At 72.4% G+C, this 14,527-nt stretch carries 15 protein-coding genes; 14 read left to right on the top strand and 1 reads right to left on the bottom strand.

Going from position 1 to position 14,527, the window contains the following annotated elements; translation table 11 throughout:
* The first annotated feature begins 52 nt into the window (after nucleotides 1-52).
* The 12 genes from ABT170_RS13945 (at nucleotide 53) to ABT170_RS14000 (ending at nucleotide 11,673) form a co-directional block, all read left to right on the top strand.
* On the top strand, nucleotides 53-556 hold the full coding sequence (locus ABT170_RS13945; protein ID WP_351866964.1) for a LuxR C-terminal-related transcriptional regulator: 504 nt from the start codon (nucleotides 53-55) through the stop codon (nucleotides 554-556).
* Entirely contained in the window at nucleotides 556-1,140 is a 585-nt protein-coding gene (locus ABT170_RS13950) for a hypothetical protein (protein WP_351866967.1), read from the top strand. Before ABT170_RS13945 ends, ABT170_RS13950 begins: the two co-directional genes overlap by 1 nt.
* 200 nt (nucleotides 1,141-1,340) lie before the next feature.
* A complete protein-coding gene (locus tag ABT170_RS13955; RefSeq protein ID WP_351866970.1) occupies nucleotides 1,341-1,940 on the top strand; it encodes a DUF6624 domain-containing protein in 600 nt (199 codons plus the stop codon).
* On the top strand, nucleotides 1,937-2,848 hold the full coding sequence (locus tag ABT170_RS13960; RefSeq protein ID WP_351866972.1) for an endonuclease/exonuclease/phosphatase family protein: 912 nt from the start codon (nucleotides 1,937-1,939) through the stop codon (nucleotides 2,846-2,848). Before ABT170_RS13955 ends, ABT170_RS13960 begins: the two co-directional genes overlap by 4 nt.
* A complete protein-coding gene (locus ABT170_RS13965; RefSeq protein WP_351866975.1) occupies nucleotides 2,845-3,780 on the top strand; it encodes a GNAT family N-acetyltransferase in 936 nt (311 codons plus the stop codon). Before ABT170_RS13960 ends, ABT170_RS13965 begins: the two co-directional genes overlap by 4 nt.
* 50 nt (nucleotides 3,781-3,830) lie before the next feature.
* Nucleotides 3,831-5,339: an NAD(P)-dependent oxidoreductase gene (locus ABT170_RS13970; RefSeq protein ID WP_351866978.1), complete on the top strand. Its 1,509-nt coding sequence runs from the start codon at nucleotides 3,831-3,833 to the stop codon at nucleotides 5,337-5,339.
* Nucleotides 5,332-5,799: a hypothetical protein gene (locus tag ABT170_RS13975; RefSeq protein ID WP_351866981.1), complete on the top strand. Its 468-nt coding sequence runs from the start codon at nucleotides 5,332-5,334 to the stop codon at nucleotides 5,797-5,799. Before ABT170_RS13970 ends, ABT170_RS13975 begins: the two co-directional genes overlap by 8 nt.
* Nucleotides 5,796-6,581, top strand: coding sequence for a methyltransferase domain-containing protein (locus tag ABT170_RS13980; protein WP_351866984.1), 786 nt, complete (start codon nucleotides 5,796-5,798; stop codon nucleotides 6,579-6,581). Before ABT170_RS13975 ends, ABT170_RS13980 begins: the two co-directional genes overlap by 4 nt.
* Nucleotides 6,578-8,530 (top strand): phosphoribosyltransferase, encoded by a 1,953-nt coding sequence (locus tag ABT170_RS13985; protein WP_351866987.1) that lies wholly within the window; start codon nucleotides 6,578-6,580, stop codon nucleotides 8,528-8,530. Before ABT170_RS13980 ends, ABT170_RS13985 begins: the two co-directional genes overlap by 4 nt.
* Entirely contained in the window at nucleotides 8,530-9,162 is a 633-nt protein-coding gene (locus ABT170_RS13990) for an HAD family hydrolase (RefSeq protein WP_351866989.1), read from the top strand. The genes ABT170_RS13985 and ABT170_RS13990 overlap by 1 nt, the downstream gene beginning before the upstream one ends.
* Nucleotides 9,163-9,246: 84 nt before the next feature.
* Nucleotides 9,247-9,465: a hypothetical protein gene (locus tag ABT170_RS13995; RefSeq protein ID WP_351866992.1), complete on the top strand. Its 219-nt coding sequence runs from the start codon at nucleotides 9,247-9,249 to the stop codon at nucleotides 9,463-9,465.
* A gap of 42 nt (nucleotides 9,466-9,507) precedes the next feature.
* Complete coding sequence (locus tag ABT170_RS14000; RefSeq protein ID WP_351866995.1) at nucleotides 9,508-11,673, top strand: B12-binding domain-containing radical SAM protein; 2,166 nt, start codon at nucleotides 9,508-9,510, stop codon at nucleotides 11,671-11,673.
* Nucleotides 11,674-11,726: 53 nt separating this feature from the next.
* Here ABT170_RS14000 and ABT170_RS14005 read toward each other — a convergent pair whose 3' ends face one another.
* Nucleotides 11,727-12,350: a hypothetical protein gene (locus ABT170_RS14005; protein ID WP_351866998.1), complete on the bottom strand. Its 624-nt coding sequence runs from the start codon at nucleotides 12,348-12,350 to the stop codon at nucleotides 11,727-11,729.
* A gap of 74 nt (nucleotides 12,351-12,424) precedes the next feature.
* Between ABT170_RS14005 and ABT170_RS14010 the strand changes: the two genes are divergently transcribed.
* Together ABT170_RS14010 and ABT170_RS14015 are read left to right on the top strand one after the other, a co-directional pair.
* A complete protein-coding gene (locus tag ABT170_RS14010; RefSeq protein WP_351867001.1) occupies nucleotides 12,425-13,525 on the top strand; it encodes an aldo/keto reductase in 1,101 nt (366 codons plus the stop codon).
* A complete protein-coding gene (locus ABT170_RS14015; protein ID WP_351867003.1) occupies nucleotides 13,522-14,391 on the top strand; it encodes an endonuclease/exonuclease/phosphatase family protein in 870 nt (289 codons plus the stop codon). Before ABT170_RS14010 ends, ABT170_RS14015 begins: the two co-directional genes overlap by 4 nt.
* The last annotated feature ends 136 nt before the right edge of the window (nucleotides 14,392-14,527 follow it).

Raw genomic sequence — 14,527 nt, forward strand, 5'->3', positions numbered from 1 at the left:
CCCGCGCCGACCGTCTTCCGCCACCCCCTCCTTCCTCGACCCAGGACCGACGATGCCCACCACCGACACCCCGCCCACCGTCCTCACCCCGGATCAGCACCGCGTCGCCGCACGACTCGTCTACGGCGCCTCCAACCAGCTGATCGCCCGCCAGGAGCACCTGGCCGTGTTCACAGTGGCCAGCCACCTCGCCGCTGTCCGGCGGAAGTTCAACCGCCCTGGCTCCTCGCGCGCTGTCCTCACCCACGCCCTGCTCACCGCCCGGGAAGTGCAGCCGCCCGCCACCACCGGGCCGACCCCGGAGTTCACCGCGCGCGACCGGCAGGTCATCCGGGCCGTCGCCGAGTACAACCTCAACGCCGCTATCGGTGAGGCGATCGGGGTACGGGCCGATGACGTGCGGGCGGAGATCGACGCGGTCGCCGTCAAGGCGGACGCCGACAACGCGGTCCACCTCGTCGGTCTGGGCCACGCCTGGGGGATCTTCGGGGAATCCGCACCGGCCAGCGCCCTCAGCCCGCCAGCGCTTGCCGCGTCCACGGCGGGAGCGGCGTGATGAGCGACGCCGGCACCCCGGTGTACGCGGTGCTCCCGGTCCGCACCGACGCGGCGAGAGCCGAGGCCGCCGCGCTCGCCCAGGAGGCCGCCCTCGGGCTCGCCGACCAGGGCATCGACCATCTTGTTGACGAGCTGGTCGAATTCATCCGGTCACAGGCCACCGTCACCGGCTTCTACGACGACGACACGCTCGTCGGATGCCTCGTCGCGCACCCCGGCGTCGACCTGCCGCACAGGAGCGGCGACAGCCCGGGCCCGGGGATCTGGGTGTCCCTCGTCCCACCGGTGCCGGGGCGCGATGACCAGGAGGCGCGGCTGCTGGCGCTGTGGCTCGCCGATCACGCGGCGCAGCACGGCCTGGAGTGGGTCGGATGGGAGCTTGCGGCCACCGGCCACACGCGCGGCGCGCTCCTGGCATTGCTGCGTGACCTCGGCTGGGAGGACCTGCCGCCGGTCCGGCGTGCCGTCGACGGTGTGCGCGTCACACCGCTGCGGCTGCGCGCCGAGCGGCGCCCCGCGCCCGCCGTGGCGATCTTCGCCTCCCCCGACGCTCTTCCCCTGCCGGCGGTGAGCGCCCGGTGAGCACCCCGGCACTCACCCCGTCGGCCGCCGTCGACCCGCCTCCGTACCTTCGGCTGCCTGCCGAGGTCCGGAGCCTTCTCCCACGGGCCCGCAGTCGGCGCCCCGCACCCGTTATCGCCGCTCTGTCGGGCGGGCTGTGGCTGGTGCGCGCCGGGACCGAAATCTGACAGCCGGACCGATCGAGAGGCAGGCACATCACGATGACTACGCCCGGGAGCCCACCCAACTGGGTCGCCATCGGCCGCGACCTGACCGCGCGGGCAGACACCGCCAGGGAGTCGTGGCGGACGCCAGCCCACCGCCGGGCCGCCGCACCTGCGGAGGTATTCGCGGCGGCCCGGAAATCCGACGCCGACAACGCCCTCTTCCTGGCGGACATCGTTACCCAGCACGGCTGGCCGGGGCGATCCCGGATCGGCGAGGACGGATGCCGGGCCGCGGTGGCCATCGCCATCCACGCCGACCAAGACCGTCAGCTTCAGAGCCGCCTCCTTGCGGCCTTGCGCGAGGCGGCACAGCAGGGTGAGGCGACGTCCGCCCAGTGGGCCCATGTGCAGGACCGGGTGCTCGTCACCAGCGGTCAGCCACAGCTCTACGGCACGCAGTACGTCTACCGGCCGGACGGACCGGGCGGGCTTCTGGAGCTGCTACCGGTCGCCGAGCCGGACGCGCTCGACCGCCGCCGCGCCCAGCTCGGCCTTCCCGTTCACAGCGAGCAGGACCGGCTTCTGCGCCGGCAGCACCTCGCCTCCTTATCCACCAGCCCGGTCGTCCGGCTCGTAGAGAGGCCCGCGGCATGAAACCGATCACCGTCGTGAACTGGAACCTGGAGAAGGGCATCAACCTGCGCTCCGGTGCCCGCTGGGTCCGCGAGCAGCGCCCCGACCTGTTCTTCCAGCAGGAGGTCCAGCCGGACCAGCTCGCCGAGCTGGAGGAACTGCTCGACATGGACGGCCACATCGCCGTTCCCAGGCCGGGCAGCTCCAACGACAACGCGATCTTCGTGCGCCGTGGTGGGCCGCTGGTGTGCACCGAGGAGTACCCCCAGGCATGGGCGCCCTGGCACGCGCCGGCGAACATCGCCGTCCGGCTCCGCGGCGCCGACGGCACCCTCAGCCCCCGCCAGATCAGCTGCGTCAGCATGCACACCTGCTACTGGTCCCCCGAGCACCGGCTGACCGAGGCTCGCTGGTGCACCACTCTCGCCAAGCCCGGCTGGCTGGCCATGTGCTTCGGCGACTGGAACAGCTACCGCGTCGGCACCGAGCACGCCTGGGATCCGTACGCGGACCAGGCCTTCGTCGCCAACCGGACCTACGAGGAAGCCGGCCACCGTCACACCGACGTCCGGCCCGACCGGGAGCTCTTGGCGGCCGGCTACGTCGAGATCGCCCGTCACGCCGCCGAGCACCTCGGCCGACCCGACGCCATGAACGCGACGGCCGGCTACCGCGACCACCCCGGCCGCCCCAGCGGCCCCGGGTACTGCATCGACCGCGGCTACCTGAGCGCCGAACTCGCTCCCGCCCTCGCGGAGTTCTCGGTCTGCGACACCCCGGACTTGCGCCGGATGTCCGACCATCTCCCCCTGATGGCTGCCTTCGACGCCGCCGACCTGCGAACGATCTTGCACCGGAAGGCCGAGGTGTACGTGCCGGACGGCCAGGACCTCGCCAATGCGGACCGGCAAGGAGGAGAGTACGCATGACCGACAGCAGACTCACCGAGCCCAGGTCCGGCGACGGTCAGGGCTCCACCCCCACGCCTCCTCCGACCGGTCCGGAGGCCGGGATCGACTTCATCGCCGGCCTGCACGCCGGCATGTGCGAAGAGCTCGCCGGCCTTGCCCAGCGGTGCATCGCCGGGCACAGCGACGACCGGCCGGTCAGTGCCTCCCTGGTGCGCTCGCGGCTGACGAACGCGCTGACCGGCGCGCCGCCGGTGCTCGCCGTGGCCCGGGACGGACGCGAGGTCGTCGGCTGGTGCGCCGTGCGCCGCCCGGAGCCCGGCGAGCAGAGGGCGCGGCTATGGGGTCCGGTCGTGGATCCGGCGGCGCGCCGGGCGGGTCTGGGCCGCAGGCTGCTGCAGACGGTGGTGGAGGCGGCGGAGTGGCCGCTGGTGACCACGGACGTGCCCGTCGACCGGGATGGTGCGACCGACTTCTTCGCCCGGTCCGGGTGGGAGGTACTGGACACCATCACGGTGCTGCACGGGACCCCCGCCGACGGCGTGTTCGGTGCCGTCACCGCCGCCGATATCGGGGAGCCGGAAGCGTACGTCGCCACAGCCGCCCGCCAGTTCGCCGGACGGGAGGTCTCGTTCGCCGCCTCGACGTGGCCGCGGTGGCGGGACGACGCGCGGTTCGCCCCGGAGACGCTGCTGCTCGACCCGCCGACCGGATCGCTGCTACTGGCCCTGGCCCAGAAGAACGCCACGAGCAGTGAGCTGCTGCTGGCTGAGGTGTGGGCTGCAGACGAGGAGGCCCGCAGGCGGCTGATCACCCAGGCGCACATCCTGGCCGGCGCCCGGCAGGTGACAACCGTGCGGGCAGTGACGCGGCTGGACCCGGCCGACTTCGTCGAATGCGGCATGCACGTTACCGGCCGCTGCCACACCTTCACCCTTCCCGGCGAGCGCTGAGCCCCGGGCTTCCGTTGAACCATCACCCCCTTTCCGACAGGAGGGCATCGATGCCCGCATCCGTGAAACCGCCGCTCGTCCACGCGGTCGACGTCATCGCCACACCGGACGAGGCCCGCCACCTGGCCGGTGAACTGGCCGCCCGGCTCGCCGTCAGCCCGGACGTGCAGAGCATGGACTGGGACGAGGCGACGGCGTCGTGGCGATGCGTGCTCGTCGACGGCGGCCGCGGCCGGCTGACGCTGGCCGCACCGGCGGACCCGGCCGCGGCCGCCGCGAACACCCACCGGATCGTCGCGACGTTCGAGCAGGGCAGCCCGGACGCGGCCGAGGCGTTCTTCGCCGCGGCACGGCATCTGCCGTTCACCGACACCGAGGTCGCCGCGGCCGTGGCCGAGCTGCCGCTGACGAGTCGCCTGGCCGACCGGTGGCCGGACAAGCCGCTGGCCGGCACCGGGGTGCTGCTGACGATCCACCACATGCGGGACTTCCTCGTCCTGGTCGACAGCCTCCTCGCCCTCGGCGTGGACCCGGCGCACATGACCGTGATCGACAAGGAGTACCCCTACGCGCACACCCACCGCGTGGACGCGCACCTGGTGCAGCGGCACGGCATCGCGGTGTGGCGCTACCGGGACCTGCGCGCGGGGATCGAGGACCACATCGGACGAGTCGCCGCCGCGGGCAAGCAGAGCGTAGTCATGGACGACGGCGGCTACGTCATGCCCACTGTCCTTCGCGAACTGCCGGAGCAGGCGGGGCATTTCACCGGGCTGGTGGAGCAGACCACCTCCGGCATCCGCAAGGTGGAGGAGCTCGATCTGCCGCTGCCGCTGTTCAGCGTCGCCGAGAGCGACATGAAGGGCATGATCGAGTCGTACGGGATCGCGGATGCGGCCGTCCGCAATACACTGCGGCTGCTGCCGGACGAGAAGCTCGAAGGCCAGGCCGCGCTCGTGCTCGGCTTCGGCCGCATCGGCCACGAGGTCGCCCGCGTCCTGGAGACGCGGCGCATGCGGGTCGCGGTGTTCGACTCCGACATCACCCGCCTGGTCGCCGCGCACGAGGAGGGATTCCTCACCGGCCGGTCGCTGGACCAGCTCGTGCGCACGCACCGGCCGCGGCTGGTCGTCGGCTGCGTCGGCAGCCGCAGTTTCGGCGCGCGCGAGGCCCGGCTCCTGCCGGACCGGTCGTTCCTGGTCAGCACCACCAGCAGGAACTTCGAGTTCGACCTCGACGAACTGCGCGCCGGCAGCAGCCAGGTCACCGACCGGGGCGTGCTCGGAACCGGCTACCAGCTCGCCGGCGACGGCCCGGAGATCGTCGTCCTCGGGCACGGCATGCCGATCAACTTCCACTACGCCGAGTCCCTGTCCAACCGGTACGTCGACCTGGTCCTGGCCGGGCTCGCGGTCGGGGCGGTGGCCCTGGCCCGCGGCGATGCACGGCTGCGGCCGGGCCACAACGTCGCGGCGACCAACCTGATCCTTGCCGAGGCGGGCATCGTCGACGACTACTACCGCCTCTACGGCCCGGCTGCCGGCGGCGGACGTGGCTGAGCGGATCTTCACCCTCGACGACCTCACGGGCACCCGTTCGGTATGCGGCTGCCTGGGGTGCGACCTCAGCGCCGTGTTCGCTGACCACCTCACCGCCCTGCGCACCGACTACCCCGGCACCATCACCACGCTCGGCCACCGCGGCGCCTCGCCCGGGACGACCGCGGTGCCGCACTTCCTCGCCGTACGCCTGGGCGACGGACTCGCGGACGTCGTGGTGTGGGAGGAGATGCGCCCTCAGCAGCTGACGGCCTGGCTTCCGGCCGCCGAGGCCCGGGCCCGGGTGCCGCAGCTGGCTGCCCGGATCCCGAGCCTGGTCCGTATCCGCCAGGCCCTGCGCGCAGGCACCTTCACCCCTTCCGGAGCAGTCGGCGAAGCCTTGTCCACCGGCGGCCGTTACCCCTCGTTCCGGTTCCTCGTCGAACACTGGCCCACCCTCAAGAAGGAGTTCACCCCATGACCACCACGCCCTCCTCCGACTTCGCGACCGTCGGTACCGGCTACGCCGCGTACTCCAGCGGCGGCCGCGGCCGGCTGCGCCACGACATCACCGCGCGCCGGGTCCTCACCGAGCTCGGCGAGCGCCCCGCCCGCGTGCTGGACGTCGGCTGCGGCGACGGGGAGATGGTGCTGCGCCTCGCGGCCGCCGGCCACCACGTGACCGGCGTGGAGAAGTCGTCCGGCATGCTCACCTCCGCAGCCGACCGGGTCGCAGCCGACCCGGAGATCGCCGAGCGGGTGACACTGACCGAGGGCGACATCTACAACCTCAAGTTCGAGGACGGCGCGTTCGACGCGGTGGTCTGCCACGGCGTCGTGATGTACCTGACCGACTCCGTCGCCCCGCTCGCCCACCTCGCCCGTCTCGTCGCCGACGGCGGCGTCCTCAGCGTGCTGACGAAGAACCAGCTGGCCGTGGGCGTGCGCGAGGCCCTGTCCGGCGACTACGCGTCGGCCCGTGCGCAGATCGAGAGCGGGCAGGCCGCCAGCGTGGGCAACCTCGGCATCACCACCCGGGGTGACACCCCCGGGCACCTGGACGACCTCGCCCGCGTGAACGGGCTCACGCCGCTGCCGTGGCAGGGCGTGCGGATCTTCCACGACCACCGCACCGACTGGAAGCCCACCGAGGAGGAGTACCGGGAGGCGCTCGAGACGGAGTGGGCGGCCTCCAGCCGCAGCCCGTACCGCGAGCTGGGCCGCCTGGTGCACGCCGTGGCCCGCCGCGAGGCCACCGCATGACCACGCCATCGGCCATCCCGCCGTTGACGATCGGCCACCTCGCCCGGGACCTCGCGTCCCGGGCGGGGCAGCCCATGCCGGCTTTGCGCTGCTACGAGTCGCTGGCCGCCCTGTGGATCCGCTCCTGCGACACCGGCCTGTCGGGAGCGGGGGTCCTGCGGGACATGACCCTGCGCGCGGGCCGACGGCTCGCGGCCGGCGAGGACAGCCTCATCGCGCCCGAGGTTGACCGCATCGCCACCCGGCTGGCCAGGGACGAGTCGTTCGTGCGTCTGCCGGCGTCCCTGGCCGTCCAGGGAGTGGAGTGGCAGGACGCGGTCCGGCTGGCCGGGGCGTGGCTGGAGGAACGGGAGTGGTCCGGCCCGGTCCTCGTGGCGGGTGTGCGGACCGGCGGGGCGTACCTGGCGCCGCTGGTCGCCGCCGGCCTGGAGGCCGCGGGCGTGGATGTGCGGGTGGCGAGCGTGCGGGCCGGGGAGAAGCTGGAGGTCGGCGACCGGCGGGTGCTGCTGGTGGACGACCCGCCGCTGACCGGCCGGACGCTGCTGGCTCTCGCCCGAGAGGTCCCGGGAGCAGCAGGGGCCGAGGTGCTGGTGCCGGTCTTCGACGCCGCAGACGTGGAGGGACTGCGCCAGGCGGAAATCGCGGTCACCGTGCTGCCGCGCGATCAGTGGCAGTCCACCCGCCGCCTGGAGCCCGCTGCCCTTTCCGCCTACCTGACGGCCGAAGCCGACTGGCCGAGGGCGGAGGGGGCGCCGGTTGTGGACGGCCTCGTCCCCGGGCGGGAGAACTCCGCCCTGACCCCGTGGCCGGGTCTCCGGCGCCGCTCGCCTGCCCGGGCCGCCATCCGGCTGCGCACCTTGGGCGGCATCCGGCACGCGGTCGCCGGGTGGGTGCCGCCGGGGATCTTCGGCGACGCGGCCCGCGCTGCGGCCACCGCACTGAGCAGTCCCCTTCCTCCGGCCACGCTCGCCGTGGCCCCCTCGCTGGTGGTCACCGAGGACCTCGTCCCCACGGCTGCACTGGGCCCGGAGCCCCCGCCGCACCTGCTGGAAGAGGCGGTGGACTACGTCCTCGCCCGCGCCCAGCAGCTCCCGGTGGAGCCCGCCCGGCCCGGCAGGCCGATCCCCACGGTCGTGCGGACGGTGGCCCAGGCCCTGACCGGATCGGACGAGGCAGCCTCCGCCGCGCTGCTGCACCGTCTGCTGTCCGTCCTCGCCCCGGCGCTGCCCGACAACCGGTGCGAGGCGGAGAAGTGGTTCCTCGACCACGGCGGACGCCTACGCAAGACCGGCCACCTCGCCCACCCCTACCGCCGCGACAACGAGCTGCTCACCCCGCTCGTCGACCTGGCGACGCTCGCCGTCGCGTTCGGCGGCGGCCTGGAAGCCGCCGCCCAGAGCCTCGGCCGACGCCTTCCAGGCCAGTTCTGGTACTCGGCGCTCGCGGTCGCGCTGCTGTGCTACGGCACGGCCCGCGGCGGCCAGCTCCCGCGCACCTACAACGCCCACCGCGCGACCGAGACCGCCGTGGAGGCGTACCGGCTTCAACGCGGCATGTCCCAGGCAGCCGCCGTCGTCCAGCACATGCTGACCGACGCCGTGGCCGACCATGCGGTGGCCGCCCCGGGTGTCGTCCACCGGTGGGCGCAGCAGCCCGGCGCGCTGGTGGAGCCGAGGCTGCCCTTCGGCGGAACCCCCGCCGCCGCACTCGAACCCGGGCCAACGGGTGAGGAGACGGAGTTGACGCTGAAGGCCGTCACGCGGTGGACCGAAGACGGCATCTTCCGCCCGGTCCGGGAGGGGAACACGCTGTTGCTCGCCCCGCTGGGCGCACCGCCGGTCTGGCCCCGCGCCGGGGAGGCGCTGGTGGAGCTCGCCCGGCTGCTGCCCCGTCCTGGGCTGCTGGGCTGGTGCGGCGTGCCCGTGGTGGCCCTGAGCGAGGTGGGCTGATGCTCACCTTCGACTTCGACGGAGTTCTGCACGACTCCCGCGCCCGGGCCTGGCGCTGTTACCGGGAAGCCCGACAGGAGATGGAGCTGCACAAGCTGCCCGACCTGGCCGGCCCGGACGACCTGCCCGTCGTGTATCAGGGCGTGCTGAGCGCCTCGCTGACCCGCTGGATCGACTTCGAGACCGCCGAGCGGTTCTGGAAGCGGCACGCCGAGCTGACGGCCCGGGCGGCCGACGACGAGCCGCACGGCGTCATCGGGGAGATGGTCGGCCCGCTGGCCGAACTGGCCGCCGGGCCCGGGTACGCCGTGGTCACCGGAAGCCACCACACCACCGTTCACGGCCTGCTCGCCCGTGACCTTCACGCCGAGGCGATGCCCCGCCTACTGCTCTCCCGGGACGAACCGGGCAGCAAGACCGACAAGCTCCGTCTCCTGCGCACCAGGCACGGAGCCAGCGCGTACGTCGGCGATACCGGCAGCGATGTCCTCCACGCCCACGCCGCCGGCCTCACGGCGATCGCCGTCGCCTACGGCTACGCGAGTCGCGAGGACCTCCACGCCGCCGCACCGGACCGGATCCTGTCCACCCCGGGCGACCTGGCCGCCTACTGCCAGGCCCGCACCACCTGACCCATACACCCCATAGCGTCCGCCAACCCCCGGGAGCGCCTGAGGCCCCGGGGCTGGTGGGCCCCACCCTGAAGGACCTTGCGCATGGCCGTCACAACCACCGCGGTGTTCAACCGCCCGGCCTGCCCGGTCACCGTGACGCCATCCGGCAGCCACCCGCTGACCCATGCGGTCGGCGCCACCCTGGCGCCCGTCGACTTCGCCGTGGGCTACGGCCCGGTACGGCGCCGCAACGACAAGCACGCGCCGGAACGCCAGCCCCTCCGGTCCGCCGCGACAAGCAGCCCCCCGACCTGGAGCTGAGCGCACCGGCTCACGATCCGCACTCTCCGAAGGGCACTCCTGATGAAAGACTCCCCGGTCCGGGAACAGGCCGTACGGCTGGCCACCGCCCTGGAGCACGCGTTCCCCGCGGCGCCGCCGATCGACCCCGGCGACACCCAGGAGATCGGTGCTCTGGAGCTCCTGCTCCTGACCCCCAACGACCTCCGCACCTTCATCGAGGACCGCTACGCCGAGCACGCCCTGCGGGTCCGTGTCACCGGCACCCTCGACCGCCGACTGGTGCTCCTGGAGACCGGAGGCGGCTGGTGGACGATGGCCGACCTGTCCGGCGAGCCGCACTCCGGCAGGGCCTGGCCCCAGTGGACCGGCTCCCGGCTCCTGATCGACGAGCCGGACTCCTGGCTCTCGGCCGCCGTGCTCGACGAGAGCGCGGTGGAACGCCTCAGCAAGCCCGACGTGCTGCTCGCGGCGCTCTACCACCCCGAGAACTTCCCCCTGCCCCGCTTCCCGCTCGGCATCAGCGACGTGGCCCGAGCCGCGCGGGCCACCATGACCGGCACCGTCACCCTGCTCGACATGCAGCTGGGCACCACCCTGGAGGACCTCCTCAAGCAGGTCACCACCGCGCCCCCGGACATCCTCGGCATCAGCGCCACCTTCGGCCAGCACGACCTCCTCGAAGAAGTCCTCGACGCGGCCTACGCGTTACCCGAGCCGCCTCTGGTGATCGCCGGGGGCAGTCTGGTGGCCCGCAACGAGGGCCTGCTCCTGGCGAAGTACCCCAAGCTCCTCATCGCCCGGTCGGCCGGCGAGCCCACCATGCAGGGCCTCCTGGCCTACTGGCACGGCGAGATCGCCCTCACCGACATACCCGGGCTCGGCTACAACGGCGCCCCCCGCGGAGGCGGAATCGGCATCGCCGCCCGCCGGACGGCCAAGCTCCGCGCCGCCGTCGCCGCCGCCGACATCCTTCCCGAGCTCGACCTCCTCCGCCTCACCCTCCAGATGCACGGGGTGGCCCAGCTGGAGATGAGCCGGGGCTGCACCAACACCTGCTCCTTCTGCCCGCGGGGGCACAAGGGCATCTGGAACGGCCCCGACCCGCTGGCCGGCTGCTGGATCCTGGCCTGGATCCGCCGCGTCTTCGACGAGTTCCCCCAGGTCTCGCGGACCGCATACCTGGTCGACGAGGAGATCATCGGCCGCGGCGAACAGGTCGTGCCCCGCATCCTGGCCCTGGCCGCCGCGTTCCACCGGGCAGGCTTCCGCTGGGAGTCGAGCTGCCGCATCGACCAGGTCACCCACCCCGACATGGACGAGACCTGGCACATCGAGCGGGTCGCCATGTGGCGCACCCTGATGGACCTGGGGCTGCGCCGGATGCTCTTCGGCGTGGAGTCGGGCGTGGACTCCATCCTGGACCGGTTCAACAAGGAGAACACCGCCGAGCAGAACGCGGTCGCGATCCGCACCCTGTCCGCGCTGAACGTGCCCACCCGCTACACCTACATCACCTTCGACCCGCTGATGACGCTGGAGGAGCTGAAGGCCACGCACGCCTTCCAGGGCCGCACCGATCTGCTGCTGCGGCCGCAGCCCGGACTGCCGGCTGCCGACATCGTGCGCGGAGTCCGCGACGAGGCGTGGGTCGCCGAGCACACCACCGGCCGGGCGCTGCACACCGGGATCAGCTACATGCTCGTCAGCATGGAGTCCCTCATCGGCGCCGCCTACACCCGGATGGCCGCCGCCGAGGGCCTCACCGGGGCGGAAGAGCCGCTGATGGGCCGGGTCGCCTGCCGGTACCTGGACTGGCGCATCGGCGTGGCCAGCAACTGGGCCCAGCGCTGGGTGGACCGCCACTTCTCCCTCGACTACACCTTCAAGAGCCTGGAGAAGGTCCTCGACGACGCACCGCGGCATGTCGTCCGCCAAGCCCGCGTCGTGCTGAAGGACGCCGCCTACCAGGTCCTGGGCGACCTGATCGCCGCGATCGAGCACCACGACCTGGAGCGACCGGAGCAGGAACAGGTGCTCGCCTCGCGGATCGAGGCGGCGCTGGAAGAGCGGGCGGTGAGTCTGCGCGGGCAGATGGCGTCCACGGTGCGCGAGGTCACGACCTACCTCACCGGCGAGCACGCGGCCACGCTGGCCCGGGTGTACAGCCGGTGGGAGGCAGCGGCCGGCTGGGAGCTGATCAACGCAGGGGACTCGTGCGCGGACTGAGCCGGCACCGAGCCTGGGTGACCCGACGCGTCGGGTCACCCAGGCTCGCGCGCTCACGTGCCGGCGGTCTTCTCCGGGATCGGCACCCAGTTGAACTCCGGGCAGAAGCGGGCGTACGTCGTCAGCTTCCAGGTCGCGTACGCCTCGGTCCGGCCCGAGCTGCGCAGCAGGTGCTTGACCCAGGTGTGCGCGATGCGCTCGTCGGGGGTCATGGTCACGTCGATCTGGTCGAGCATCCGGCAGGCGACGGCGAAGTCCTCGACCTCGAGCGCGCTCAGGTCGATCTCGATGCCATCCAGCGTGAAGGAGAAGACGAGCCGGGAGGTGGAGTAGCGGGTCTTGCGCTCGCCCAGGAACGCGGTGTGCGGCGCGAGAACCGCCCGCAGGCGGTCGCGGTCTTCGACCGGGTAGCCGATGCCCAGGTCCAGGTCCGAGGTCTCCAGGTTCAGGCGGGTGCCGAAGCTGCCGACGTCGCGCGGCTTGTGCCCGGTCCACTCGCTGATCATGGCGGCCGCCTCGGCGCGCACCTGCTCCAGGCGGTCGTCGTGGACGCGCATCTGCCCGTAGAAGGCGCGGGCGCGGTCGAACTCGGCGTCGGTGAAGTCGCCTCGGTCGACCCAGCGCCGCTCGGTGATCGCGTTCAAGTCAAGTTCGGTGAAGGGGGGTTGTGTCGTCACGCGAGGCACCATACTCACTCCCCGAAGCGATTCATCAGTGTTTGCTACTAATTGAGAGTTAAGAGGTACTTCCTGTGAGTGCTCCCTCCTCCATCGCGCGCCGCACGCTCGCCCGCGGCTTGTCCGTTCATCCGATCGGGATCGGTGCCTGGGCCGTGGGCGGCTCCGACGACAACCTCGGGCTGCCCATGGGCTGGTCCACGGCCGACGACACCGCCTCGCGCCGCGGCCTGGAGCGGGCCTACGAGCTCGGCGCCAACCTCATCGACACCGCCGACGTGTACGGGCACGGGCACTCCGAGCGGATCATCGGTGATCTCGTCGCCACCGTCCCCCGCGACACCGTGGTGCTGTCCTCCAAGGTCGGCTACCACCGGGGCACTGCCCGGCACGCCTACCTCCCCTCGGCCATGCGGCGCCAGCTCGAGACGAGCCTGGAGAACCTGCGCACCGACCGGCTGGACGTCTACTTCTTCCACAACGCCGACTTCGGCGACGACGACCGCTACCTGGAGGAGGCCGTCGCCCAGATGCGCGACTTCCAGCGCCAGGGCCTGGTCACCGCGGTCGGGATGCGCGGCCCGCACCGCCACGCCACCGAGCGGGTCACCGTCGCCAAGGAGAAGCGCGAGGACAAGTACGCCCGGTTCGCCTACCTCGCCGAGAAGATCCGCCCCGACTACCTCGCGGCCCGGTACAACGCCCTGACCCCGCCGCCCGCCGACGGCCGACCCGACATCTTCGCCCTCGCCGCCTCACTCGGCGCGAGCGTGCTGATCAACAAGCCGCTGGCCCAGGGCCTGCTCACCGGCAAGTACGACCCCGAGCACCCGCCCCTCTTCACACCCGGCGACCACCGGCTGCGCAAGGCATGGTTCACCCCGCAGGCTCTGCAGATCATCCAGGACGGTCTCGGCCCGCTCCGGGAGCGCTTCGGTGACAGCCCGGCCGCCCTGACGCGTGTCGCGCTCCAGGCGTGCCTGCAGCGGGCCGAGAACGCCGCGGTCCTCGTCGGCTTCACCCGCCCCGAGCAGGTCACCGAGAACCTGACGGCCGTCGGCACGCCGCTGACCAGCGACGAGCTCGCCTTCGCCCTCGACACCCTCGGCCGCCTCCAGAAGACCCTGGACGCGCACAGCGAGGTCTTCCTCGACGAGAAGGAAGCCGGCCGATGACCCCCGCCGCGGAGCAGCTGTCCCTGCTCGCCACCGACGAAAGCGCCCACCAGCCGGCCACCGACGCCGTGCGGCTGCTGCTGTTCAACGCCCAGCACGCCTCTCCGGAGCGCTCGCGCCGCCAGGCCGAATGGATCGCCGGCCAGGAGGACGCCGACATCGCCGTCCTCACCGAGGTGTCCTCCACTCAGGGCGGCGACGCCCTCGTCACCGCGCTCACCGAGCGCGGGTACGCCACCGTGATCGCTCCCCAGCCGTCCACCCCCGACTACCGCACGGTCATCGCCTGCCGTACCGGCGGCGTCCGGCCGGTCCCCAGCCCGGTCACCGTCACACCCCATCGCGCCCCGGCGGCCCGCGTCACCGTCGGCGGCCACGACATCGGAGTGCTGGGCCTGTATGTGCCCTCCCGCGGCCCGAAGGCACAGCGCAACGTTGCCAAGCGTGCCTTCCAGGAGGCGGTCACCGAGAGCCTGCCGCGACTGCTCGCCGCCTTCCCGGACATGCCCGTCATCGTGGCCGGGGACCTCAACGTCATCGAGCGCGGGCACCAGCCCCCGCACAAGGTGTTCGGCGAGTGGGAGTACGCCTTCTATGACTCGTTCCAGGCCTCTGGCCTCACCGACGCCTTCCGCCGTCTCCACCCCGACGAGGTCACCCACTCCTGGTTCGGGCTCACTGGTAACGGCTTCCGCTTCGACCACCTCTTCGTCTCGGCGCCCCACGCCGACCGCGTCCTGGCCTGCGACTACCACCAGGAAGCCCGCGAAGCGGGGCTGACCGACCACGCGGTCATGACGCTGCGCCTGGGCCTGCCGTACACGCCGGGCGAACACGGCGAAGCACCAGCGACGGGCGCCGGCTGACAGCCGACCGCCGCAGCGACCGAACGTCGGCGTTTCGGCCAATCACCCCCGAGCCGCGGGCCCTTGCGCGGCAAGGGTCGGTGCACTGCGCATCCTCGGAAAACCGCTGAATCACAGGGCGCACAACGCGTCCGAA

Origin of the sequence: Streptomyces sp. NPDC001787 (assembly GCF_040297465.1) — a bacterium.
Taxonomy (GTDB): domain Bacteria; phylum Actinomycetota; class Actinomycetes; order Streptomycetales; family Streptomycetaceae; genus Streptomyces.